Raw genomic sequence first — 25,514 nt, 5'->3', positions numbered from 1 at the left:
CTCTCCTTTTAAAACATTGCTTTTCTAATCAATACAGATACCCCTTTGGGTGCCCATCCAGTTACAATTGATCCCTTAGGAACAGTTGTCCAACCTAAACCTTCAATCACTAAATCGGAAGTATCATTAATTTTAAATTCATGTCTTTGTAAATCAACTACATTTTCTTTGCCAATTGGTGGATTTAATAACTCACCCGCATGCTTTTCAAAAAAGTCATCTGCATTTTCAGATTTAGTTCTATGAATCATTAAATTATTATCAACATAAACTGTAAATCCAGCTTTAGGTCCTTTGACATAATCAAAGCGCCCCAAAGCACCTAAAAATAGAGTTTGTCCTTCATTTAGTTGATATGATTTGGGTTTGATTTGTTTTTGTGGTGATACATATTTTAAGTCTTTGGCTGACAAATAATGGGCCATTTGGGTATTATGAATAATTCCCGGTGTGTCAATTAAGTCATGTCCATCGTCTAACGGAATTTTAATCATATCTAGAGTCGTTCCCGGAAATTTAGAAGTAGTAATAACCTGATCTTGACCAGATGTTTGATGGATTATCTGATTAATCAAGGTTGATTTACCCACGTTTGTAACCCCAACCACATAAACATCTCGACCATTACGATATTTATTAACTACTTCTAGAAGATTATCAATCGATTGGTTAGTTTTAGCTGATACTAATTCAATATCAACTGGCTTAATTCCCGCACGATTAACCATTTGACGAAGCCAATCTTTTACCTTTGGACGTTTAAAAGAAGAAGGAAGTAAATCAACCTTGTTTCCAACAATCATAATCTGATTATCACCCACAAATCGTTGAATTCCATGAATGATACTTCCATTTACGTCAAAAATATCAACTACATACAAAACCAAACAATCGGTTTGCCCGATTTCACTAAGAAGTTCTAAGAATTCATCATCAGAAATGCTTACTGGTTGGATTTCATTATAGTGTCTTAATCTGAAGCAACGCTGACAATATAATTCACCAGATTCTAATCCCTTTTCAATTGCTGATTTGGGAGTATAACCAATTTCATCAGGGTTTTGATCTTGAATTAAAGAACCACAACCAATGCAGTATAAACCCTCTTCTAAATAATCTTTTATTTGTTTTTCTTGATCCATTAATTAATGTCTTCCTTCCAATTCAAGTCTGGATACTTTTTCTTTAGCTTTCGATAAATAATTGTTTCAAAGAAACGATTAAATCTAGTAACCAATAAGTCAGTTTCTACTAATGGCTTAACCCAAATACTTTTAATTTTGCAGTTATTAGCGGCCCAAACATCGGTCATAAGTTGATCACCAACCATCACCACTTCTGACTTACTTAGATTATAACGTTTTAAAGTTCGCTTAATTCCGCTATTTAACGGCTTTAAAGCTCTGGCAACAAACGGGATATTTAAATCAGAAACTGCTATCTGAACTCTTTTAGGATTATTGTTAGAAACCACAATAACATTAATTCCATTATCTTTCATAAAAGATAACCATTCAATTATTTTTTGGGTCCCAATTGAGTTATTCCACGGAATCAAAGTATTGTCTAAATCAGTTAAAATAGTATTAATACCATTTTTCTTCAATCTTTCTGGTGAAACATGGTATAGACTTTCAACCATCCAAGTTGGTTTAAACGTTGCTAACATATTAACCCTTCTTTCATTTTTTTACCTCTCTCCATTTTAAAGCATTTGTTTAATAGATTGGGGTATTTAAAGAAAAAACTTCCACCAATTAACTTGATGGAAGTTTTTAAAGTTTAAAATTAAAGTGCTTTTTTAGCTTGTTCTACTAAAGCAGCAAATGATTCTGGATCATTAACAGCTAAATCAGCAAGCATCTTACGGTTCATATCGATGTTAGCAACTTTTAATCCATGCATAAGTTTGCTGTAACTAATGTCGTTGATTCTTGCAGCGGCATTGATACGAGCAATCCAAAGTTTTCTGAAGTTACCTTTGTTGTTACGACGGTCACGGAAAGCGTAAGTGCGTGATTTCATCACTTGGTCTTTAGCTGTCTTGAAAAGACGATGTTTACCACCGCGGTATCCCTTAGCTAATTTAAGAATACGTTTACGACGGTTACGTGTGGTAGTTCCACCTTTTACTCGTGGCATATTAAAATCCCCCTAGATTGTAAATTAAAATTTCTTATTTTCTTAATAAATCAGTGTAGTTCTTAACCCAAATTTTGTTAAGAGTATGTGTTCCACGTAAATGTCTACGTTGTTTCTTAGTCTTACCATGGAAACGGTGACTAGTAAATGCGTGCGCACTTTTAATTCCACCCTTAGAGGTTTTCTTAAATCTCTTTGCAACCGCACGATTTGATTTCATTTTTGGCATCTTAATATCCTCCTCTTTAATTAAGCCTTTAGTCTAGCTTTTTCGGTTAGTACTTGGTGCAAGCATTAAGAACATACTACGGCCATCCATTTTTGCTCTTTGAGTGACAGTAGCAATATCTGAAAGTGCATCAGCCATTTTGTTTAACACATCACGACCGATTTCTTTATGTGTAATAGCACGTCCCTTAAAACGAATTGATACACGAACTTTTTCACCTTTAGTTAAGAATTTTTGTGCATTCTTAAGCTTAGTATTAAAGTCGTTAGTATCGATTGTAGGACTTAAACGAATTTCCTTAACACTGACCGTTTTTTGCTTCTTACGAGCTTCTCGCTCTTTCTTTTGTTGATTAAAACGGTATTTACCGTAATCAAGAATTTTAGCAACTGCCGGTTTAGCGTTGGGAGCAACTAGAACTAAATCAAGATTTGCAGTTTCTGCAATCTCAATTGCTTCTTTTTTGGACTTAAGTCCAAGCTTATTACCATTGTCGTCAATAACCATCATCTCATGAACTCTAATGCCTTCATTGACCATTTGATCTCTCTTTGCTATAGTGATTCACCTCCAAGTAAATTTAAAGCAGAAAAATAGCGGATACCCAGATGGATACCCGCTACACTTACCAAAAAGATAAGTACTTCATTCGTATAGCCCAGCAATGGAAATTACTAAGGCGAGAAGCGGGAAGCCTCTGCTTTTAACTATTTAATCATATCAATTTAAATCTGATTTGTCAAACTATTTTTAGTTTTCACGTGAATAGTTTTCGATATCATTCAAAATTTCTTTAATAAAGTCATCGACAGACATTGTTCTAGTATCATCTTCACCGTATTTACGTACAGATACAGTGTTATCTTTAACTTCACTTTCTCCAATAACTAGAGTGTATGGAACCTTATGAGTTTGTGCATCTCTAATTAGGTAACCCATCTTCTCACTACGATCATCAACGTGTGAACGAAGTTGGATTGCAGTTAATTTAGAGTTTAATTTACGTGCATAATCACCATATTTTTCATCACTAACTGGGATGATTTCAACTTGTTTTGGAGCTAACCAAGTTGGGAAAGCACCTTTGTACATTTCGATTAGGTACGCAGTAAATCTTTCCATCGTTGAAACTAAACCACGGTGAATCATAACTGGACGATGTTCTTTTCCATCTTCTCCAATGTAGTGAAGGTCAAAACGTTCTGGAAGCATAAAGTCAAGTTGAATAGTTGATAGGGTTTCTTCATTACCCATTGCAGTTTTAGTCTGAACATCTAGCTTAGGACCATAAAAGGCTGCTTCACCTTCTGCTTCAACATAATCTAAACCAAGTTCATCCATTGCTCCCTTAAGCATTGTTTGAGCCTTGTTCCACATTTCATCATCGTCAAAATACTTTTCGGTATTTTTAGGATCTCTATAACTTAATCTGAATGTGTAGTTATCAATATCAAAGTCGTTGTAAACATCCATCATTAATTTAAGGATCTTCTTAAATTCATCTTGGATTTGATCTGGAGCAACAAAAGTGTGACCGTCATTTAGAGTCATTTCACGAACTCGTTGTAAACCACTAAGTGCACCAGATTTTTCATAACGGTGCATCATTCCTAGTTCAGCAATTCGAAGTGGTAATTCACGATATGAACGAATGTGGTGGTTATAAATTTGAATGTGAGAAGGACAGTTCATTGGACGTAATTCAAGTTCTTCGTTTTCATCCATTTTCATTGGTGGGAACATGTCTTCACGATAGTGATCCCAGTGTCCAGATTGTTTATAAAGATCAAGATTTGCTAAAACTGGAGTATAAACATGTTGATATCCGTTAGCAAGTTCTTTATCAATAATGTATCTTTCAATTGTACGACGAATCGTAGAACCATTTGGCATCCAGTATGGTAAACCTGCTCCAACCTTTGGATCAACAAAGAAGAGATCAAGATTATTTCCAATCACACGATGGTCACGTTCTTTAGCTTCTTGACGCATCTTCAAGTCAGCTTCAAGGTCAGCTGCTTTATAAAAAGCAGTTCCATAAATTCTTTGAAGCATTGGGTTTGAAGATTTACCTTCCCAATATGCACCTGCAACAGAAAGTAATTTAAAATGCTTCAAGTCTTTTAGACTTGGTGCAACGACGCCTTGCGCAAAGGTTAAAACATCCGCAATGCTGTAGAAGAGAACTTTATCTGAATCAATTGCTTCTACTAACTTAGTTTGGTAAGGATCATTTTCAACTTCTTTTAATGCAGCAGCTTTATCTAGATATACACGCTTTACAGTTGCATCGTTTTTAATAACCTGTTTCATTTGACTAGCGAGGTCTTCTAATTCATCGGCACTAATTTGACGTTCTGCCTTATCAGTATCTACAAATAAACCATCGTCATCAGATGAAATGATACCAATCTTAATTCCAGCAAATTGTTTTTTGGCAACCGTTTCTAAAAGTTGGGCTGCACTTTGTCTTAATACTTGAAGTCCTTCATCAGAACCAGAAGTGATAATTTCAATTTTACCTCCGGAAACAAGTGGTTGCATTACATCAACGATTTGACCGTCAATCTTACCAGCAACTGCTTTTTTAGCTAAACTAATTGAAATTGATTTTGCGATATCTTCAACCGTAACACCATTTTCAAATTCTTTTTGGTTTCCATCTGGAAATTCAAAACTTAACATACTTTTCCCTCCTAAATAAAAAGTCCCCAGTATAAAATATACCAGGGACGTCATCTGACGCGGTTCCACCCAAATTCGTTTATCAACTTGATAAACACACTTTGTTAACCACATTTTTAATTTTAATTTAATAAGGTGGTAAGTTAATAACTCCAACGAACACTTTCCAGAAACCGTGCTCTCTCTGTGAATTCATCTATAACTCATGTCCTTACCATTACTCTACTACCATATATATAAATGTCAAGAAATTAACTAGCGATTTCTTCGGTTTTCTCCACCCATTTCAATGGGACGAGCCAGAAAATGAATTCTTTCCATCAAACGTTTTGCTTTTAAGGGTTCGTAATCACCCTTAGCGTTGACAGCTAAGTGTTCTTCTTCTAATTGCTCCATAGAAAAATTAGAACTGAAAAAAGTTGGTAGTTGATTTTGCATCCTATATTCTAAAATAACACCCAAAATTTCGTCACGAATCCAAGTCGACATGGAATCAGCTCCGATATCGTCAATCATTAACACTGGAACCGTTTTAACTCGATCTAATTCATCTGCCACAGAATTATTTCCAGAACCAATCAAACTTTTCATTTTAGTGGCAAAGGAAGGAAAATGAATAAACATTGATTTGACGTTATCATTTGCCAATTTATTTGCAATCGCACTTAATAAATAAGATTTACCGACACCAAAACTACCTGATAAGTATATCCCTTGTTCAAATCCATTCGAACTATTTTCATATTTAGATATAAAATTAAGGGCATTATTTAAGGCATCAATTCGTTCATTCTCTTGATAAAAGTCATCCAACTTGGCATCTTTTAAGTTTTTTGCTAAACCAATTGCCTGCACATTATTCTTAATGGTTTGTTGTTGTGCCGCTTGCAGCATTGCTTGCGTAGGTTGATAGGTAACCTCAATTAAATGATTGTTAATTTCTAGACGAGGTTCATACCCCTTAGCGTATTGATCTCGACCATTTTTCATATTATCTCGTTTATTAATGAATTCATATAAACTAGAAGCTGATTTTTTAATTGCAACATCCGTCAACTCACTTCGATGCTCATTAATGAACTTTTTAACATCTTCGTCGTTGTATACCTTTTGTAAAATTTGCTGATATGAATTATTTAAATTAGATTTATTTAACATTTTTTTCATATTCTTACCAAGATTTTCCAATCTAATCACCTCGATTCTTTCGATTTAATTCTTTCAATCTTTCTTCGATTGATATTTTTTGTTCAGAACTAATTGGTGTATTCTTTACGTTTTTATTGCCAGAATTTTTGGCCCAATCCGGCAACGTTTCTTTTACGTTCAATTGTTTTCGAGAACGATTTCTTTGTTTAGTGGCCTTTTCCTTTGAAATCTTCTGATCTCTAGTTTTAATTTGATTTAGAGCTTGCTCCGCGGTTGTGATTTTAGATTGTGACCAATCATTTGCAATTGTATCAACTAAGTTTCTATTTAACGTCGGATAATCATTATCAACCAACAAGGAGTAAATTAAAATATTAATCACATCAGTTTTTAATACCATCTTATCAACTAAATTAGAAATAATCCGCTCTTCACCTGAAGTTGTAAAGCCCCCCTTTTGTTGCTTAATTGAATTTAAAAAAACTAAAGGAGCAATACTTTTCGCGCTCGTAACTAGAGCTTGTTCTTGCTGACTTAGGTTAGTGATTGGGGTTTGATTATCCTTTTTTTCGTCATGGATTTCATTAGAAACTACATTTCGTTTAATCTCGTTATTTCTAGAAACAATCACTTTAAATTTTTGTGCATCAAAATGATTATTATTGAGATTCGTGGCTTGTTCTACATATTTAGCCAACGTCACCTCACTAATGCCATACAACACCTTAGTAGAAATAAACAGTTGATGGTTCTTTTTAACATCATCAATATTGACGTACGAATTCTCTAAAATACTCAACATTAGATTGAAATCTAAATTATCAGTGATTGTTTCATCTGAAGTTGAAGATGCCTTTTCAATTGAACTTTGAACGTTGCTAATAACATCTGGTACATCCGTCAGTTTTTGGCTATCAATTGAAAAAACTTGGAGAAAATTATGCGTTTGATCGTCCATACTTCCCACATTGAAACGTTTTGGCAGCATGGTATTCGCTAAATCCAAATATTTAGTCTCGCCCACAATTTCTAACAAAAACTCACTCAATAATCCGCTTTTAAAAAAGTTAGTAGCTGATAGCGGTGGAATCAACACTAGGTAGGTCTCTTCATCCGAATCAACAAAAGTCTTTAATAAATCAGTACCCTCTAATTTTAATAGCGAATTATATAAAAGTTCTCCATCGAAACTTAAACTAGACATAATTTCAAAGAATTCATGTTCTTTTTCACTTTCAAGCCACATAAAATTAACTAAAGCATAGGCCTCCGAACCAATTATCGGCAAATATAATTTCCCCAAAGAAACCAAATCAATTTGGCTAAAATGGTCATTCTTCAAAATCTTAAATTTGGATTTAGGATTAATTTTTTTGTTATTTTCCATCATTATTTTCTCTTGATTCAGAGTTATCACCCATTAATTCTTTCATTTTACAATAAAATTCATTCATATCTTTGAATTGTCGATAAACACTTGCAAATCTAATGTAGGCAATTTCATCAATTTCCTTTAAGCCCTGCATTACACCTTGCCCAATTTCATCACTTGATACCTCATGACTACCATTATCTTGCAATTCAATTTTTTGCTTTGTTTCATTAACAACCTTTTTCATTTGTTCTAGCGAAACCGGTCGTTTTTCACACGAACGAATAATCCCACGGAGTACTTTTTCAGAACTAAATTCTTCACGATTACCATTCTTTTTAATAACCAATAGTGGAGTAGCTTCAATTCGCTCAAACGTGGTAAACCGATAGTTACAATTATTACATTGCCGCCGTCTTCTAATTTCATTTCCCTCGTCAATCGGTCTACTTTCTAAGACTTTCAATGACGAATGACGACACTTTGGACATTTCATTTTTTCACCTCAATTTGTTTAACAATTGATTAACTTGTTTCTCTAAAGAATCAATTCCAAACGTTGAATCAATCACATAATCAGATAATTGTTGTTTAATCATGCTGGGCCATTGACTATTGATCAGTAAATTCGCTTTACTAATTGAAATTTGATTTCGATTAATCAATCGTTTCAGCTGAATTAACTGATCACAAGTCACCATAATAATTTCATCAACAAAATTATAAAGTGCATTTTCAAACAGAGTTGGCGCATCTAAAATGACCAAGTCTCCTGTTAATTGCTGATTTATCTCCCGTAGTAAATACGGATTAATAATATTAGTTAATTTTTTTAACTTAAAGTGGTTTCCAAAAACGATTCTACCTAAAGCTTTTCGATCGATTTTATTATTACTTAAAACTCCAGGGCCAAATTCTTTGGCAATTTCATTAATTAACTGTTCGTTGTTATCTTCTAAGTCGTGAACAATCTCATCTAAGTCAATCACTAAAACTTGATGCTCACGAAAAAGATTTGCAACCATAGTCTTTCCAACAGAAATCCCACCCGTTAAACCAATTATTTTACTCACTTAAATCACCATGAACTGCTTGGCACTTGGGACAATAAGTTGTTCCTCTTTGTGCTACCTTAATTTTCACCATTTTAGTTCCACATCTACTACAAGGTTCATCTTTCATACCATAAGCATGTAGTTTATTTTGAAATTCTCCCGCTTCACCAAAGGCATTGGAATAAGAATGAACGGTAGTCCCATGACCTTTTATTGCCGCACTAATTTCAGCAATAATATTTTTTCTCAATAACTTAATTTCAGCATCACTTAAATAGTTAGTTGCTTGTTCTGGATTAATCTTGGACATCCATAAAACTTCATCACAATAGATATTTCCCAATCCAGCAATTTTTGATTGATCCAATAAAAATGATTTAATTTTCCGATGTGATTTAAGTAATATTTCTTTCATATAATCAAATTTCAAATCGGATTCTGTAGGTTCCGGTCCAATTTTATTTAAACCAGACAAAGCAAAAACCTCATCGTCTTTTACCAATGCCATCTTACCAAACATTCTAGTATCTTTATACCAGAGCTCACAGCCATTGTTTAAATGAAATACGACGTTAGTATGCTTAGGACGAGGCGTCCCTTCCGCTTCGACTTCATACTTTCCTTCCATTCGCAAATGAGATACCAAGGTTAAATCATCGCTCAAGCGGAACAATAAGTATTTACCTCTACGGTCGATTTGTACAATATCTTTTCCTGCAATCTGATTTTCAAATTCCGGAGCAGGCAAGTTAATCATTTTAGGATATAAAACTTCAACAGAATTAATCTTTAATCCAACTACTAATTTGGTCAATCCTTTTCTAACTGTTTCTACTTCTGGTAATTCAGGCATTTTCTCCACCCCTACTTATTCTTTAATAACGTACCAATTTGATCCTGAATGACTATCAACTTTTAAAGGAACATCAAAGTTTTTGACAGCACTACTTAATAAATCATCGGTTTGCATAATTGAATCCATTACTTTAGGAACTAAATCTTTTAAAACTTCAATTTCTGACTCTGGTGCCTCTAAAATCAATTCATCATGGATTTGTAAAAGAATTTTAGCTGAAAATCCTTTTTCTCGCAAGACTGCTTGCATTTTAATCATCGCTGCTTTGATGATATCTGCGGCACTCCCTTGGATTGGTGAATTCATCGCAATTCTTTCCGCAAATTGTCTTTGTTGGAATCGTTTTGAATTAATCTCTGGAATGTAGCGGCGGCGATGCGAGATGGTTTCAATGTAGCCATGTTCTTTAGCAAATTCAACCGAATCATCCATATATTTTTTGACCCCAGGATATTCAATGAAGTATTTTTCAATAAATCGTTTTGCATCCTGATTTGAGATTCCCGTATTATGGGCCAATCCATATGAACTTATCCCATAAACAATCCCAAAATTAACCGCTTTGGCTTTTCTCCGTAAGTCGGGAGTAACTTCTGCATCTTGATCAAGTTCAAATATCTTTCGTGCCGTAACCGCATGAATATCTTCATCATTAGCAAACGCAGCTTTCATATGTTCATCACCAGAAATTGCTGCTAATACTCTCAATTCAATTTGCGAGTAATCAGAAGAAAATAATTTCCAACCTTTATGGCTAGGAATAAATGCCTCTCTGATTTTGCGACCTTCTTCAGTTCTAACTGGAATATTTTGTAAGTTAGGATCAACTGAAGATAGACGTCCCGTTTGGGTCAAGGTTTGCAGATATCTAGTATGAACCTTATTGTCACTACCAATATCTGCTTTAATACCATCTAGATAAGTAGAAATTAACTTAGTAAGTTGGCGATAGTTTAAAATATTTTCAATAATGGGATAATTAGGAGCCAGTTGTTCTAAAACGTCAACTGCAGTTGAATAACCGGTCTTCGTTTTTTTAATTGCTGGAAGTCCCATTTCTTCAAATAAAATTTTACCTAACTGTTTAGGAGAACCAATGTTGAACTCTGTCCCAGCTTCTGCATAGATTTTTTGTTGGTATTCATCGACCTTTTCGGTAAATTTACTTTTTAATTCATCTAAAGTTGCAGCAGCAACCGCAATACCCTGAAATTCCATTTCTGCTAAAACTGCAGCTAAAGGTAATTCCATTTTTCTATATAATTCGGATTGTTGGTGCTTTTCTAACTCGCTTAAAAGTTGTTCCTTTAAAGAACTAATTGCTAATGCTTTGCGCACCATATGTTGAAACAACTCATCTGGTTCAGGAACCTTGAACTTTTTACCCTTACCATAGACATCTTCATCAGGAAGGACGCCGTAATACCCTTGACGATTGGCAACCTCACCAATATCATCCTCGTTATTTAACGTGTTGATTAAATAAGACACTAGCAGTAAGTCAAAATTGATTCCGCTAAGATGCAATCCATTTCTTCTCAAACCAATAATTTGGGCTTTTGTATCAAAAACATCTACCTTAACAGAACTATCTTCCAGTAAATTTTGAATTTCAGGTTCATTTAATAAGGTTAAATCTTGACTTACAAACCAATTAGATTGATTTCCAATTACAAATCCCAATTGATTAGCTTGGTGATAATTTTCATCATCCAACTCAAGATTAAAAACAACTTCTCCCTCTAACGCTTCCAATTCAGAAAGATTATCAGCAGTTAAGGTGGTGTACTCAACTTCCGGAAGATCTGCACCCATTTGGGAATCACCATTTTCCGTAGTCATTGATTGTAAAAATGATTTAAAATTCATTTTTTTATAAAAATCAATTAATTCAGTTGATTGCGGACCTTGATACTGCAAATCACTCAATTTAATTTCAATTGGTGCAGAAACGTCGATAGTAGCTAATTTCTTTGATAAATAAGCTTGTTCTTCATCATTAACTAAATGTTCTTTTAATTTTTTTCCACTAATCTTATCAATGTTTTGGTAAATTCCTTCAATTGATTCATACTCTTTAATTAACTTAATGGCTGTTTTGGGACCCACTTTTTCAACTCCAGGATAGTTATCAGAGTTATCTCCCTGTAATCCCTTAATATCAATAATTTGATCAGGACGAATCCCCATGTTTTCTTCAACGTATTCTGGTGTATAAGCCTCAATTTCACTAACACCTTTTTTAGAAACATTGACAGTCACATTTTCGGAACATAGCTGCGTTAAATCACGATCTCCAGTGATAATTTCAACTTTATATCCTGCTTCATCAGCTAATCTTGCAGTGGTTCCAATAATGTCATCCGCTTCATAATTTTTTAATTCGTAAGTTTTGATTCCACGGGCTTTTAATAAATCTAAAACAAAGGGAAACTGTTCTCTTAGTTCGTCGGGCATTTTAGCTCGCCCTGATTTATAGCCATCATACATTTTATTACGAAACGTTTTTTTCCCTGCATCAAAAGCAGCCAAGACATCAGTCGGTTGCTGCTTAGCTAACACATCATCTAACATTCGATTAAACCCATAAATTGCATTTGTATGCAGGCCATCTTGATTGGTGAAACGATCAATTGATGTATATAAAGCAAAAAAAGCTTTGTACGTTAATGAATTCCCATCAATTAAAACTAATTTTTTTTCGGTCATTCGGGTCTCCTCCAGTTATCTTTGGTTATATTTTAACACTCTTTTTTTAGCAAAAAAAAGCATGACTTCCGCCATACTTTAGTTTGATTTAATTTATTTTTTTACTTAAATGACTAAGTAATTCTTCATAGCTTCTTTCATACTTTTGAATATCACCGGCACCCATAAAAATAATTACGGCATCTTGATAATCCAATAGTGGAGATACATTATCTTCTGTAATCAATTGGCTATTAGGAATTTTGTTTACTAAATCTTGACTACTAATGTTACCTGTCTTTTCGCGAGGTGAGCCATAAATTTTAGTAACGTAAACATCGTCTGCTTTAGAAAGTGTTTCCGCAAACTCATCCAAATATGCAATCGTTCGACTGAATGTATGTGGCTGGAAAACAGCAATAATATTCTTATTAGGAAATTCTTGTCTAGCAGCATCCAAAGTAGCTTTAATTTCGGAAGGATGGTGAGCATAATCATCAATGACGGTCATATCTCCAACTTTAATTTGAGAAAAACGACGCTTAACTCCAGCAAAGGTTAGCAATTCACGTTGAATTTCATCTAAGTCAACTTCTTCAAAGTATGAAACTGCAATAACTGCAAGTGAATTTAACACGTTATGTTCGCCAAATAGTGGAATTTCAAAACGACCTAACTCTTTTCCTCTGAAAACAACGGTAAAAGTAGAACCAGAAGTGGTTCGTTTAATATCAACCGCTCTAAAATCATCAGTATCATTAGTTCCATAGTAATACATAGGAACGTCAACTTTGATTTTATCAAGGTATGGATCATCACCCCAAGCAAAAATTCCCTTTTTAACGTGGGTAGCAAATGTTTGAAAGGCATCAAACACGTCATCAATTCCCTTATAGTAATCTGGATGATCAAAATCAATATTAGTCATGATTGCATAATCAGGATAAGTTGGCATAAAGTGTCTGCGATATTCATCTGCTTCATAGACAAAGAAACGAGCATCTGGAAGTGCATTACCAGTTCCATCACCCACTAAATAGTCAGTAGGAGCAATTCCACTTAGCACATGTGCTAACAAACCAGTTGTGCTGGTTTTTCCATGGGCTCCACAAACAGCGATACTAGTATATCCCTTGATTAATTCACCTAAAAACTCTGGATAACGGTAAACGGGAAGTCCCATTTCTTTTGCTTTAACAACTTCTTCTTGATCATCTGGAAAAGCATTTCCTACAATCAAGGCCATTCCCGGTTTTAAGTTATCAGGATTAAAGTTTTGGACTTTAATTCCCGCATCTTCTAATCCCTTTTGCGTAAAGGTATATTTTTCAATATCTGATCCTTCAACCATGCATCCCATATCTTTAACGACTAGGGCCATGGCACTCATTCCAGTACCTTTAATTCCTACAAAATAGTAAGTAGTATTTTTATCAATTTTAATATCTGTTTTTGTCATGATTCTAAAAAACTCCTCAAAGTATAATTAACTCCATGATACCATTTTTAGATAATTTGACTAAATTAAATATTTAATTTATCAAAATCATCACTATTTATATAAACATCTCTGGGCTTGGAACCATGCTGACCAGAAATCAGGTTATTTCTTTCTAAATCGTCAATAATTGTCGCTGATCGATTATATCCAATTGAAAAGACCCGTTGTAATTTAGAAGTAGAAACATTATCTTCCGTTGAAATATATTCTAAAACTTTCTTCCAAAGGTCATCGTGCTTACTAGCTTGATCAATTCGATGTAACAACGACTTAGGATCAAATTCATAACGTACTTCGCCCTGGCTTCTAACGTAATCAGTAATCTTTTCTACTTCTTGATTAGTTACAAATGCTCCTTGAAGTCGTTCTGGCTTATTAGCACCATTACCTAAGTAAAGCATATCCCCTTTTCCAATTAGACGCTCTGCCCCAGCTTGATCAATGATGGTTCTTGAATCAACTTGACTGGAAACCATAAACGCAATTCTGGTTGGAATATTATTTTTGATTACCCCAGTAACAATATCAACACTAGGACGCTGCGTAGCAACAATCAAATGAATCCCTGCTGCTCGCGCCTTTTGAGTAATTCTAACAATATAATCTTGAACTTCACTGGAGGCAACCATCATTAAGTCAGCTAACTCATCTATCACAACCAATATATATGGTAGTTTATCAGCATCTCGACCCGCTTGAACTGCTTTTTGATTATACTGTTCAACGTTACGAACCCCAGCAGCAGCTAATCTTTCATAACGATTATCCATTTCGGCAGTAACCCACTTGAGCGCGGCAGATGCCTCTTTAGGATCAGAAATAACTGGAGCTAATAAATGAGGGATTTCGTTATATGGAGCTAATTCAACTGCTTTGGGATCGATTAATATCATCCGTAAATCTTTAGGAGTTGCACGATAAAGTAAAGATAATAATAGACTATTAATGAAAACACTTTTACCTGACCCGGTAGCTCCTGCAATTAAAGCATGAGGCATTTTTCCTAAGTTAGCTGTAACCGGACTTCCTTCAATATCTACTCCCATAGCAATCCCGGTAACCGAATTATCATCATTAAAGGCTTTTGATTCTAATATCTCTGATAGCATGACCGGGCGGGGTTTTTGATTAGGAATTTCAATTCCAACTGTTGATTTCCCTGGAATGGGAGCTTCAATTCGAATATCTTTTGCAGCAAGCGCCATCTTAAGATCATCCGTTAAGTTAGTGATTTTATTAACCTTAACGCCTAAATCTAATTTAATCTGAAATTGAGTTACCGTTGGTCCATTCGTCCAGTCAACGACGTTTCCATTAACTCCGAAAGCACTCAGCGTTTTATCTAAAGTTTCTGCTTGATGCATAATCCAATTATCCATATTTTCATCAACTTCACTAACCGGTGACGTTAACAAACTGGCATCTGGAAAATGATAACCCCTGTCATTATTAGCAATTTCATAAGTAGGTTGCTGTTTTTCAACCTTTTCCGGTTGATCACCAATTTCTTGATTATTTGAATCAAAACTTTCTTCATCATTTTCATCTTCAACCTGATCTACTTCGTCAGCTGATTTTTCTGATAATTCTTTGCCGGTGGTTCCTTTTTCAACAACTTGGTTTCCTGAATCACTAAACAAAGATAAATGATCTGCTAAACCATTTTCATCATTAAAAATATCAGATAATGATTGCCCTAAAGTACCTGTTTTAACGGTTTTCTTTTCACTCGATTCAGAGTTATCCACACCGTTTTCATTTTCGTTTTCATAAATTTCCGAACTATCTAGATTTGATGAGTCAACTTGGCCAGCTTCAACCGAATTATCAGCTGAAATAGAATCTGAATTGTCATTCGCTTCATCAGAATTAGGTACATTTTCAGCTGAAGCAGGAAGCGAATCTTCAGTTGGTCCATCAAACTCAGATACGTTTGCAAAATTTGTACCAGTAGTTACATCATTAACATCCGGATTAGTAGTAACTTCGCTATTAGCAACTGAATCAACAGTGGCATCGTCCGAAGCTGATTCATTAACTACATTAGTGCTGTCTGTATGAATCTCATGATTGTCAAAATCAAATAAAATTAAATCATCGTCTTTTTTCTCAAGAACATTGATAGCCCGTCGATAAACACCACTAATTTGATTGCTATTAATTGGATTATAATAATCGTTTCCCTTGTAACTACTTCTTGGCGTAAACGACTGTGTTTTTTGCACTAGATTAAGTGAGGATTTTTTGGCAATCTCCTCTTTAAATCCATTTGTTTCAGTATGTGTCTTCTTATTTTTGGTTTCTTTTTTAGTACTTTCATTTCGCTTGGTACTAAAATAATTGTGCTTTTGTTCATTAAAAAGCATTTTTTCCTTAGCGTATTTTCGGAAAAATGCTGGTCCATCATAGCGATCCATCTAATTCACCTTAATCAAAAATGTCTGCATGAAAAAAACGAATAGAGACTATTCGTTAAAAAGTGTTTGTGCTTTTTTAAAATCAAATGGCTTACCCACTTCATACGAATCAGGTAAAATCATTGCTCCTGGTTGATCAGGCGCATTTGGAATTTTTAATTCACGACCAGAACAAATCATCCCATTACTTTCAACGTCTTTAAGTTTACTTGGCCAGATGATTAACCCACTAGGCATCATTGCACCAACTTCGGCAACTACAACTTTAATACCTTCTTGCATATTAGGTGATCCACTAACAATTTGTAGTGTTTCCCCATTTTCTACCTCTGTTTCAGTAATGTGTAGATGACTTGATTTGGGATGTTCCTTCATAGATTTTACATATCCAACCATAAACTTTGATGGAACATGTACGGGAAGTTCTGCTTTAAAACCAGCATCAACAATTAACTGATTTAATGTAGCAATTTGTGGTTCAGTTAGTTGAACTTGACCATTTTCATTTTTAACTTCTGGTAAAACATTACTTACATTAAAAATATTGTAACCAATTACGTTTCCAGCTGCGTCAATAATTTGTGTGACATCATCAACTCGTTTATATGATTGTTTACCATTGTCTGGTCCTAAAACAATCACTAAAGTATCTCCAATTTGTTGGGGGTTATAACTAACAATCATCATTTATAAAAAACTCCTAAATTAAGTTTATTTTCGCGAAAGTGACTTAATGAAAATTTCTACTTCTGTCTTAGTTTTTCTGTTTTTGTTAACTAAACGGCCAGTTTCTTGACCATTTTCGTAACCAACAAAACTAGGAATTCCAAAAATATCCATTTCTTTACATAAATCAATATTATCATCACGGTCAACTTTTATAAACTTAAAATCGGGAAAATCAGCCATAATTTCTGGCATAGCTGGTTTAATAAAGTTACAATCTGGACACCAGTCCGCAGTGAAAAATAGAATGTACTTTCCTTCTTTTAACTCATCTTTTAATTCATTAATATCCATAATTTCTAATTCGTTCATAATAACTCTCCTTATTCATATCTTTTTCCCAATTATAGAACATAAACAATTTAATTGTTATATAATAGTCTTCAAAAACAAAGAAAGGACTAACAAAATGTTAAACAAAAAAATTATCATGTCCGCAATTTTATCAGCCATCGGAACCACCACTTACTTAATCTCAAAGAAACAACAAAAAGAAAATCAACAAAAGAAAATTAGACTCAACCTAATCCAAGCACTTAACCAAAAATTTGGAAAAGAAAATATCAATGGATATTGGATAGATTTTGATAATTCTGCTGGTTTAGAATATCCTGGTGGAGTTAACATCAAGAAAGCAGATGAAAAAACCAAGGAAACTTACACCTTTTTATTCAATATTGATTCAAATGAAATTTATAGTTTAAAAATGATTAGTTCTCTTTTCGACTAGTTTCATTAAATCGGGCCACAATCTTATAGATTGGGCCTTTTTCTTTGAACTTTTCTTCATATTCAGTTGGTACGTTATCTGCAATAACCTCTTCACTACTATGGTGAAGGTCTAGATTAACCAACTCAAAGTCCATCCCAAAGTTATTTAAGCTAACCAATGAATATTCAAACAATCCTCGATTATCAGTTTTAAACTCAAGTTCAGCATTATTAGGCAAAATATTTTGGTAACTATTCAGGAACGTTTTATAAGTTAAACGACGCTTTTCATGTCTTGATTTTGGCCAAGGATCGGAAAAGTTTAAATATAATTTTTGAATTTCCCCTTTATCAAATAAAGTATCAACATCAGCCCCATCGGTTAAAACTAGTTGTAAATTATCTAACCCTTCATCAACCGCCTTTTTAACGGCCATTGCTAAAACTGAATCCTGAATATCAATTCCAATATAGTTGATTTCTGGATGTTTCTTCGCCATCCCAACAATGAATTGACCCTTTCCTGAACCAATTTCAACGTGAATTGGAGCTGACTTTTTAAATCTACTACTCCATTTTCCACGATAATTTTCAGGTTCGTTAACTGCGTATTCTGAATGTTCCTCCATATAAGGAACGGCCCATTTCTTTTTTCGTACTCTCATTTCATTCTCCCATTAAATTAAATTTTTTTATTTTATTTTTTAAAAACGGATTTATTAAAAGTTCTATTTCAACAATCCCTAATAACAATGCTAAGCCCACAATTAAGATTGGTAAGTTTGCTAACATCATTGCAATCAATAAAAGTACCATCTCACTAAACAGTAAATAAGTAATCATTTTTTTGAAGCTTACTTGTTGATTACTATCGAAGACTGGATATACTTTGCTGAAGATATTTCCTTTAAAGTGATTAAAAAAGGGAATAATTTGAAATCCGACTAGATAAATAAATAACAAATAAATAATCAAACTAGTGATTTGATTATCAGTAAACATTAAAATCACAAATCCAATTACCAATAATCGGATGTATAACAGACTCATTTCACCATTTCTAACAAATGCTCTGACATAGAGATTAAGGTAAAAATTATGATGATCTTGTGGGATAAATTTAAAGATTGGATCAAGCCATTTTCGCCGTTTTTCTTTAACCGAAACTTCGGGAACATCTTTAAACAAGCTAAAGAATCGATAGATGACTGACATCCTTTTATCTTCTGATTCAATCAATCTATTCCAATTTAAAACTTGACTATTTTTGGTAAAGACCGTTTTTGCTAACCAGATAGTTGCTAGAAACAAAGCTAGATAACTGTTGAAATAGACTGCCACGGACAAAATTAATAAAGATCCAATTACATCAAATTCCCATGAGAAACGTGTAATTCTAAAATTGTAAAATTGGTTGAACTTTCTTCTTAAAATTATTCCCTTTAAAACTAACATTAGAATTAGTACAACTACTAATTCTAACATCTTCCAGTTCATACTAATACTAATAAATGGAAGTAAAACGAACCAAATTACTAACTGAACTATACTAGCCATAAAAAAGCTATAAAAAAAGGAATCCCTAAAATATTTTTTTAGTTTTGCTTCCATCGGACTAACGAAAATTCTGTCGGGTTTTTTAACCAAAGTAGCCATGCCACCTAAAAATACACTAATTAAAATAACTAAAATAATTACCGGCTTTTCCCACCAAATATTAGCCTTTAATTCACTTAATAAGTTCGAATAACTAAATCCGAGTGCTCCAATAAAAAACATTAAAGCAATTACGAAGAAATCATTAAAAACATATTTTAGGTATTTTATTAACTCAATCCAATGTTCACCTAAACGTTTCTTGAATAAACTATCCATGCTTTTCATCCTTTGCTAAAGAAAGATAAATATCATTTAAAGAATTACCTAAATCAGCGTATTTTGTCTTAATTTCTTGATAAGTTCCTTCGTAACGAACCACCCCATTATTAATTAGGACAAACCGATCACAATATTTTTCTGCAGTATCTAAAACGTGAGTTGACATCAATACACTACATCCTGCTTTTTTACGTTCTTCAATTAATTTCAATAAATCGTTAACTGCTAAAGGATCCAAACCTAGAAATGGTTCATCAATTACAAACAAACTAGCATTCGTGATAAAGGCACAGATAATCATAACCTTTTGTTTCATCCCTTTAGAAAAATTAGCGGGCAACCACTCTAGTTTGTTGTCTAATCTAAATATCTTTAGTAACCGGTCGGCTTTTTGCCAAGCCTCTGCCTCATTTAAACTATATGCCATAATGGTAGTTTCAATATGCTCTTTTAGCGTTAATTCTTGGTATAAAACGGGAACCTCTGGTATATATGCAATTTGCTGCTTATATTCTTTTAAATCGTCTTCAATTTGCATTCCGTTTAATTTAATTGTTCCCGCAAAAGGTTTCATTAACCCAATTATATGATTAATGGTTGTCGATTTCCCGGCTCCATTTAATCCAATCAAAGAAACCAATTCTCCATCTTTAACATCAAAATTTTCTTTTTTTATAACTGGAATACTAGAGTATCCACCAGTTAAATTTTTGACCTCTAATCCCATTTTACTTCTCTTTTCTAATTAATTATTACGGCAATTATATCATATCAATACCTTTCATCATTATTTTACAATAGTGTATAATCAACAGAAAAAAGGAGTTTTACTATGACAGACGAAAATTGTATCTTTTGTAAGATTATTAATGGCGACATTCCTAGTTACAAAGTTTATGAAGATGACGTGGTTCTCGCGTTTTTAGACATTTCACAAACTACCCCAGGACATACATTGGTAATTCCTAAAAAACATGTCCCAGATATCTTTCATTTAAGTTCAGATGATGCTGCTCAAATTTTTGCGAGAGTTCCCAAAATTGCCAATGCAATTAAAGCATCCAATCCAGATATTAAAGGGATGAACATTTTAAATAATAATGGTGAAGTTGCATATCAATCAGTTTTTCATGCCCACATTCATTTAGTACCTAGATATTCAAGTCAAGATGGATTTCAAATTAAATTTTCGGATAACGAAAAAGATTACAATGATGATGATTACCAAAAAATTCAAGCTAAAATTAAAAAAGCGTTTAAGTAATTTAATTTATAATTAAGAAATATTGTAATTTAACCGTAAATAATTAATTATGTTATATTAGGGATACGTACTTGTTTAGATCATCTAAACAAAATATTTTTTTAAGGATGGATAACATGAACATAAATAAGAAAAAATGGGCAGTCGGTGCTGCCGGAGTTCTTATGAGTCTATCACTTGTTGCTTGTGGCCAAAGTAAAACAGTTGCTACTACTGAAGGTGGTAAAATTACTGAAGAACAATACTACAACAAGATGAAAGAAACCCAACAAGGTAAACAAGAACTTCAACAAATGATTTTAAACAAAGTCTTAGAAAACAAATATGGAGACAAAGTTAAAAAATCAGAAATTGACAACCAAATTAAACAATATAAATCTCAATACGGTAGTCAATTCAGCGCTATGTTGCAACAACAAGGCATGACTGAAGATCAATTAAAAGAATCAATTAAAGATAATCTTCTATTAAAACAAGCTGTTTTGGATAAAACCAGTTTTGCTGATAAAGATCTTAAAAAGCAATTCAAGAGTTATGAACCAAAAGTTACTGTTGCAACCATCACTACTAAAGACGAAGATTCTGCTAATAATGTAATTAGCGAATTGGATAACGGTGGTGACTGGAACAAACTTGCCAAAGAAAACTCAACCGATTCTTCTACTAAGAACAAAGGTGGTAAGCAAGAACCATTTGATAACACCAGTACCAGTGTAGATTCATCAGTTAAGAAAGAAGCCTTTAAACTTAAGAAAGGTGACTACACCACTGAACCAGTTAAGACTGATTCCGGTTACGTAGTTATTAAGATGCTTAACTACCCTGACAAGGGAACTTGGAAGGAACACAAGTCTGAACTTAAAGAACAACTAGCTACTTCAAGATTAAACGACAGTAGTACCCTTCACGACGTTGTATCTAAAGTACTTAAAGATGGAGATGTTCAAATCAAAGATAGCAGCATGAAGAACATTCTTTCTGGCTACATCGATACTTCAAAAAAATAATTAACATTAATTGATACACAAAAAGGAATGAACTTTACGTTCATTCCTTTTTAGTTTAGGTTTAAAATGTTATTTTGATTGATTTTTTCTAATATTTGTTCATTGGCAGTGTAATAAATTACCTGAGTATCTTTTGCAACCTCTTGTAACAAGCTAATTGCAGCATCGGTTCTATTGCTATCAAAATCCACAAATCCATCATCGATCACAATTGGAATTTCATATTCTTCACTAAAAGAAATGGTTAGAGCCAAAATAAACGATAGATATAGTTGTTGCATCGTTCCCCGAGATAATTCTTTAATTTCAAATTTTTGTTTTTGGTTAGTATAAACCGTAATTTTTTTATCGTACTTAATTCGGTCATAGTGATTAGCCGTTAGTAAGTTAAAGTATTTTTCTGCTAACTTCTGCACTTGCGGAAATCTTCCGTGACTAGCCAAATTTAAGACCTTTTCAATCCATTGATTAGTTAATTTTAAGGACAACCACTTTTCCGTTAAATGAATAATTTCCGTTTGCTTATTAGCTAGCTGTTGTCTTAAATTATCAAAAGTCCCATCTTTTCTGAGGCCATCTAGCTTAGTTTCCGTAATTGTCTTTTGTTTTACGAGTTCAGAAGATTGTAATTCTATTTGCTCTTTTTTACGTTTAGTAGTTTTTAAACGGAGTAATAAATCATTTTCATCAGTATATTGATTTAAACGATTAATTATTTCAGCATTTAATTTCTTTTTATTTTCTTCATAAAGTTCAATTTGCTTTTTAATGGCAACTTGTTTTTGATAATTATCTAAATACTCTGCTTTCGTATTTAGTTCTTTTTGTTGAAGAAAATCTGTCAATTCATGATTTATATTTTGATAATTTTCATTGTATTGATCAAACTGTTGTTGTTGTTCTTGCAAATACTGTTGATCTTGTTGTTTTTTAGATATTTCATCTTGAAGTTTTAACTTTATTTGCTTAATTTTATTTAAATTGCTAATTAGATTCTCATTTTCATTTAACTTCCAACCTAACTTAATCCAACTAACAATGTAATCATTAATTTGTTTTTTGATTAAATCAACCTGTTGCTGCAATTGCTCATTTCGTTTTACCTCATTATCTCGACGTGCAATTGCTGTCTGAAGACTTCCAGTCCAATTTTCCTGCTTAACGTTATTAATACTATGTTGAGTACCAATTTCTTCTAATTGTTGATCAATCTGATTTATTTTTTCGACAAAATTAGATTCCTCAGGCTCATTTTGAAGATTAGCTTTTTTATCATTTGATTTTTGATAAATTCCCAATCCTAAAATTATCAATCCTACTATCAATAGAATTGGTAAACCAATTCCACCGACAAAAAATGAAACTAAGGAAATAATTACCCCCAATAACATTAAAACCAGTGGTAATTTATTAGCTTCAGGTGACTTAGCCGTCTTTCTACTCTGTTCAAAGAGTCTTTGAGAATCAAGATTGTTCTTGGTCTTAAATAGTTCATTTACTTTTTGAGCTGTTTTTTCATCAAATGGTTGACTATTTTCGCCCCCAGCTTCGATGTTGTCAATTTTTATTTGCTCTTGTAAATCAGACTGACGTTGTTCAATTTGTCTTAATTCTCTGGATAAATCAAACTTATCTTCTAATTCATTATTTAAATTTTCAACCACTAAGCGATTATCTAAATACGTTTGATAAATACTACTATTTGCTTTAGTAGTATTTTTTAATTTATCTAGTCCAGATTTCCTCATTTGTAAATCTAATTTGGCATTATCAATTTTGGCTTCTAACTGGTTAAATTTTTGTAATTCTTGATCAGTATAACCGGGTAATGGTTTTAGTTGCTTTTGCTCAAAATTTTTAATTTCTTTATATATATACCAACTTTGTCGATCTTGATTTAATTTAGTTTCTTCACCAATTAGTTTTTGTACCTGTCCGTTTATATGTTCTAGTTCCTGATTAAGTTCCTTTTCCCTTTGGCTTAAATCAATAAATTCCGGATATTTTTGTTTAGCTTGATTAACCTCTTCTTCTAATTCTTCATACCCTTTTAATAACCCGTTAAGTTCCTGTTTTCTACCTCGAGGTTTATAAATTTCACCAGCATCTTTAGCAATCTTATTTTTTAAATTTAACCATTGATTAATCCCGACTACTCCAACCTGTCGGATTCGTTCTTCTAGCTCAACCGTCGTTAGATTACTAATTTCCTTTAAATCAGGTGCCCCAAAATAAAATAAATTATCAAAAACAGAACGATCAATGGGACCTCTAAATTTTTCTAATAGCGTTGCCGGAACCTCATTTTCATTCGAGTCATAAACCGTAACGTCTCCCCCGTTTTTTCCGTCGACTCTTTGAACAATGTAATCTGAATTATCATATTCAATTAGTAAACGACCACCCATTTCACTTTTATCTTTAGGGGCATATGGATGAGAAGTACTGCGACGTTCAAACCCAAACAGAATATCCTTTATAAAATTAATCATGGTCGTTTTACCACTTTCATTATTACCGTAGATAACTTGAAGATTTTGAAAATCACATTTAAAATTTTTGAATTTACCGTAAGAAAAGATTTCGACTTTTTTAATTTTCATTTTGCGCGTCATCCCCTTCGATTTCTGTATTAAGCAAGCTTTCACTGTCCATTAATAACTCTTGTAACTTATTTGCATCACTAAAATTATTTCTAATAAAATCGTTTTTAAATAATTTTTGCGCTATTTTATCCACATTCGCTTGATTAAAAACCTCTGACTTCGTACTTTCCCAAAACTCTTGATCTAAGCTTGAAAATTGTTGTACTTGAGTCTGGCTAAGCTTAATATCATAAATCCAAACATTTAAGTCTTGATATTCATTCACTAACTTAGATTGAATATTACTCAATAAAATATCATTTTGAAAACTTGAATTGATTTCTGAGTTAAACGTTTCATTGGTTTTTAAAATCAAATTAATCAAATTCAATTTAGGAAAACTCTGTTCCCTTAGTTTTTGATTCAAAATTACAAATAAATCATTTACATTAGTATCTTTATAAATTGTTAATTCAAAATTTGAAAAAACTACGGCAGAGGTTGGAACAAATTTTTTAGTTAACTCTCCCTGATTTTCATTAATTAACAAGTAGCCTTTTTCTCCGGCTTCATTTTTATGCCGACCTTGAATGTCACCCGGATATTCAATCATCGGTTTTTGATTTAATTCTTGTCGTTTGTGGATATGTCCTAACGCCCAATAATCATAACCTTTATTAAGCATCTCTCCGATTGTAAAAGGAGCATAGTTAGAATTTTCACCCGTTTTAATTGCCCCGTGAACCATTCCAATTTGAAAATCAAAATTTGATTTACTAGGAAATTCAACTACCTTATCTTCGGTGACCGCTTGCGTAGCATAACTAAATCCTGTAATTCCAACTGTTTCTCCATTTTTTAAAGAGATTGATTTAGTAGTAATTGAATCGTCAAAAACAAATACATTTTTAGGAAAATCAAATTTATCAAACCCATTTGCTTGAAAATCATGATTACCAAAAGAAAGAAAAACTGGAATATTAGCTTTATCTAAAATCATCATCTGATCAATAAAGAAACTAATTGCAGCAATACTTTGATTTTTACTATCAAAAATATCACCAACAATTAAAATAAAATCCACTGATTCCTTAATTGCATCCCTAACAATTTTTTTAAACGATTGATAAGGTGATTGGTATAGTTCATTCCAAAACGATTTAGGAGTTTCAGAATTAGATTTAAGTCCTTCAAAAGGTGTATCTAAGTGTAAATCAGCGGTGTGTATAAACTTCATAAAAAATTCTCC

General features: G+C 33.1%; 23 protein-coding genes, 1 pseudogene and 1 other annotated feature. Of the genes and pseudogenes, 3 read left to right on the top strand and 21 right to left on the bottom strand.

All coding sequences use genetic code 11. The features are described from left to right. Positions 1-8: 8 nt before the first annotated feature. From yqeH to R4B61_RS05220, 16 genes and pseudogenes are all read right to left on the bottom strand, one after another. The gene (yqeH, locus tag R4B61_RS05295) at positions 9-1,142 is read right to left on the bottom strand and encodes a ribosome biogenesis GTPase YqeH (protein WP_413627224.1); all 1,134 of its coding nucleotides are present in this window, start codon (positions 1,140-1,142) and stop codon (positions 9-11) included. Then, positions 1,142-1,669, bottom strand: a complete 528-nt coding sequence (locus R4B61_RS05290) for a YqeG family HAD IIIA-type phosphatase (protein WP_413627223.1) — start codon at positions 1,667-1,669, stop codon at positions 1,142-1,144. The genes yqeH and R4B61_RS05290 overlap by 1 nt, the downstream gene beginning before the upstream one ends. 119 nt (positions 1,670-1,788) lie before the next feature. Next, positions 1,789-2,142: a 50S ribosomal protein L20 gene (rplT, locus tag R4B61_RS05285; protein WP_413627222.1), complete on the bottom strand. Its 354-nt coding sequence runs from the start codon at positions 2,140-2,142 to the stop codon at positions 1,789-1,791. Between the two features lie 34 nt (positions 2,143-2,176). After that, positions 2,177-2,371, bottom strand: coding sequence for a 50S ribosomal protein L35 (gene rpmI, locus R4B61_RS05280; RefSeq protein ID WP_413627221.1), 195 nt, complete (start codon positions 2,369-2,371; stop codon positions 2,177-2,179). Positions 2,372-2,404: 33 nt separating this feature from the next. Then, on the bottom strand, positions 2,405-2,911 hold the full coding sequence (gene infC, locus R4B61_RS05275) for a translation initiation factor IF-3 (protein ID WP_413627220.1): 507 nt from the start codon (positions 2,909-2,911) through the stop codon (positions 2,405-2,407). A gap of 42 nt (positions 2,912-2,953) precedes the next feature. Next, positions 2,954-3,080, bottom strand: a sequence feature (ribosomal protein L20 leader region). Between the two features lie 41 nt (positions 3,081-3,121). After that, positions 3,122-5,056, bottom strand: a complete 1,935-nt coding sequence (gene thrS / locus R4B61_RS05270; RefSeq protein WP_413627219.1) for a threonine--tRNA ligase — start codon at positions 5,054-5,056, stop codon at positions 3,122-3,124. 255 nt (positions 5,057-5,311) lie between these two features. Continuing rightward, positions 5,312-6,253 (bottom strand): primosomal protein DnaI, encoded by a 942-nt coding sequence (gene dnaI, locus R4B61_RS05265; RefSeq protein WP_413627218.1) that lies wholly within the window; start codon positions 6,251-6,253, stop codon positions 5,312-5,314. Then, positions 6,246-7,007 carry a DnaD domain protein gene (locus R4B61_RS05260; RefSeq protein WP_413628302.1) on the bottom strand — a complete coding sequence of 254 codons (762 nt, stop codon included), beginning with the start codon at positions 7,005-7,007 and terminating at the stop codon, positions 6,246-6,248. The genes dnaI and R4B61_RS05260 overlap by 8 nt, the downstream gene beginning before the upstream one ends. 561 nt (positions 7,008-7,568) lie before the next feature. Beyond that, positions 7,569-8,073 (bottom strand): annotated as a pseudogene (gene nrdR / locus R4B61_RS05255) (transcriptional regulator NrdR); the annotation flags it as partial. Positions 8,074-8,077: 4 nt separating this feature from the next. Beyond that, a complete protein-coding gene (gene coaE, locus R4B61_RS05250) occupies positions 8,078-8,650 on the bottom strand; it encodes a dephospho-CoA kinase (RefSeq protein ID WP_413627217.1) in 573 nt (190 codons plus the stop codon). Beyond that, positions 8,643-9,485, bottom strand: a complete 843-nt coding sequence (gene mutM / locus R4B61_RS05245) for a DNA-formamidopyrimidine glycosylase (RefSeq protein ID WP_413627216.1) — start codon at positions 9,483-9,485, stop codon at positions 8,643-8,645. The genes coaE and mutM overlap by 8 nt, the downstream gene beginning before the upstream one ends. A 15-nt stretch (positions 9,486-9,500) precedes the next feature. Further along, a complete protein-coding gene (gene polA, locus R4B61_RS05240; RefSeq protein WP_413627215.1) occupies positions 9,501-12,197 on the bottom strand; it encodes a DNA polymerase I in 2,697 nt (898 codons plus the stop codon). Between the two features lie 88 nt (positions 12,198-12,285). After that, positions 12,286-13,614, bottom strand: a complete 1,329-nt coding sequence (gene murC, locus R4B61_RS05235; RefSeq protein ID WP_413628301.1) for a UDP-N-acetylmuramate--L-alanine ligase — start codon at positions 13,612-13,614, stop codon at positions 12,286-12,288. Positions 13,615-13,700: 86 nt separating this feature from the next. Then, on the bottom strand, positions 13,701-16,094 hold the full coding sequence (locus R4B61_RS05230) for a DNA translocase FtsK (RefSeq protein ID WP_413627214.1): 2,394 nt from the start codon (positions 16,092-16,094) through the stop codon (positions 13,701-13,703). Between the two features lie 48 nt (positions 16,095-16,142). Next, entirely contained in the window at positions 16,143-16,781 is a 639-nt protein-coding gene (ytpR, locus tag R4B61_RS05225; protein WP_413627213.1) for a YtpR family tRNA-binding protein, read from the bottom strand. A 24-nt stretch (positions 16,782-16,805) separates the two neighbouring features. Beyond that, positions 16,806-17,132, bottom strand: a complete 327-nt coding sequence (locus tag R4B61_RS05220; RefSeq protein ID WP_413627212.1) for a thioredoxin family protein — start codon at positions 17,130-17,132, stop codon at positions 16,806-16,808. Between the two features lie 97 nt (positions 17,133-17,229). Here R4B61_RS05220 and R4B61_RS05215 point away from each other — a divergent pair, with 97 nt between their 5' ends. Then, on the top strand, positions 17,230-17,550 hold the full coding sequence (locus R4B61_RS05215) for a hypothetical protein (protein WP_413627211.1): 321 nt from the start codon (positions 17,230-17,232) through the stop codon (positions 17,548-17,550). Here the strand turns inward: R4B61_RS05215 and trmB are convergent. The 3 genes from trmB to R4B61_RS05200 are packed head-to-tail and all read right to left on the bottom strand — an operon-like array spanning position 17,531 to position 20,136. Further along, positions 17,531-18,196, bottom strand: a complete 666-nt coding sequence (gene trmB, locus R4B61_RS05210; protein WP_413627210.1) for a tRNA (guanosine(46)-N7)-methyltransferase TrmB — start codon at positions 18,194-18,196, stop codon at positions 17,531-17,533. The two genes, R4B61_RS05215 and trmB, sit on opposite strands and share 20 nt — an antisense overlap. Position 18,197: 1 nt before the next feature. Beyond that, the gene (locus tag R4B61_RS05205) at positions 18,198-19,406 is read right to left on the bottom strand and encodes an ABC transporter permease (RefSeq protein ID WP_413627209.1); all 1,209 of its coding nucleotides are present in this window, start codon (positions 19,404-19,406) and stop codon (positions 18,198-18,200) included. After that, complete coding sequence (locus tag R4B61_RS05200; RefSeq protein WP_413627208.1) at positions 19,399-20,136, bottom strand: ABC transporter ATP-binding protein; 738 nt, start codon at positions 20,134-20,136, stop codon at positions 19,399-19,401. Before R4B61_RS05200 ends, R4B61_RS05205 begins: the two co-directional genes overlap by 8 nt. Positions 20,137-20,241: 105 nt before the next feature. Between R4B61_RS05200 and R4B61_RS05195 the strand changes: the two genes are divergently transcribed. Together R4B61_RS05195 and R4B61_RS05190 are read left to right on the top strand one after the other, a co-directional pair. Continuing rightward, positions 20,242-20,673 carry an HIT family protein gene (locus R4B61_RS05195; RefSeq protein ID WP_413627207.1) on the top strand — a complete coding sequence of 144 codons (432 nt, stop codon included), beginning with the start codon at positions 20,242-20,244 and terminating at the stop codon, positions 20,671-20,673. A gap of 116 nt (positions 20,674-20,789) precedes the next feature. Further along, complete coding sequence (locus R4B61_RS05190) at positions 20,790-21,680, top strand: peptidylprolyl isomerase (protein WP_413627206.1); 891 nt, start codon at positions 20,790-20,792, stop codon at positions 21,678-21,680. A gap of 50 nt (positions 21,681-21,730) precedes the next feature. Here the strand turns inward: R4B61_RS05190 and R4B61_RS05185 are convergent, their stop codons facing one another. Next, positions 21,731-24,283: an AAA family ATPase gene (locus R4B61_RS05185; RefSeq protein ID WP_413627205.1), complete on the bottom strand. Its 2,553-nt coding sequence runs from the start codon at positions 24,281-24,283 to the stop codon at positions 21,731-21,733. Continuing rightward, complete coding sequence (locus tag R4B61_RS05180) at positions 24,273-25,502, bottom strand: metallophosphoesterase family protein (RefSeq protein ID WP_413627204.1); 1,230 nt, start codon at positions 25,500-25,502, stop codon at positions 24,273-24,275. The genes R4B61_RS05185 and R4B61_RS05180 overlap by 11 nt, the downstream gene beginning before the upstream one ends. Between the last annotated feature and the right edge of the window lie 12 nt (positions 25,503-25,514).

Origin of the sequence: Fructilactobacillus vespulae (genome assembly GCF_047324295.1) — a bacterium.
In the GTDB taxonomy this organism is placed as follows: Bacteria; Bacillota; Bacilli; order Lactobacillales; family Lactobacillaceae; genus Fructilactobacillus; species Fructilactobacillus vespulae.
The sequence above is the reverse complement of the archived record's forward strand: the minus strand, read 5'-3'. Positions and strand labels throughout refer to the sequence as shown.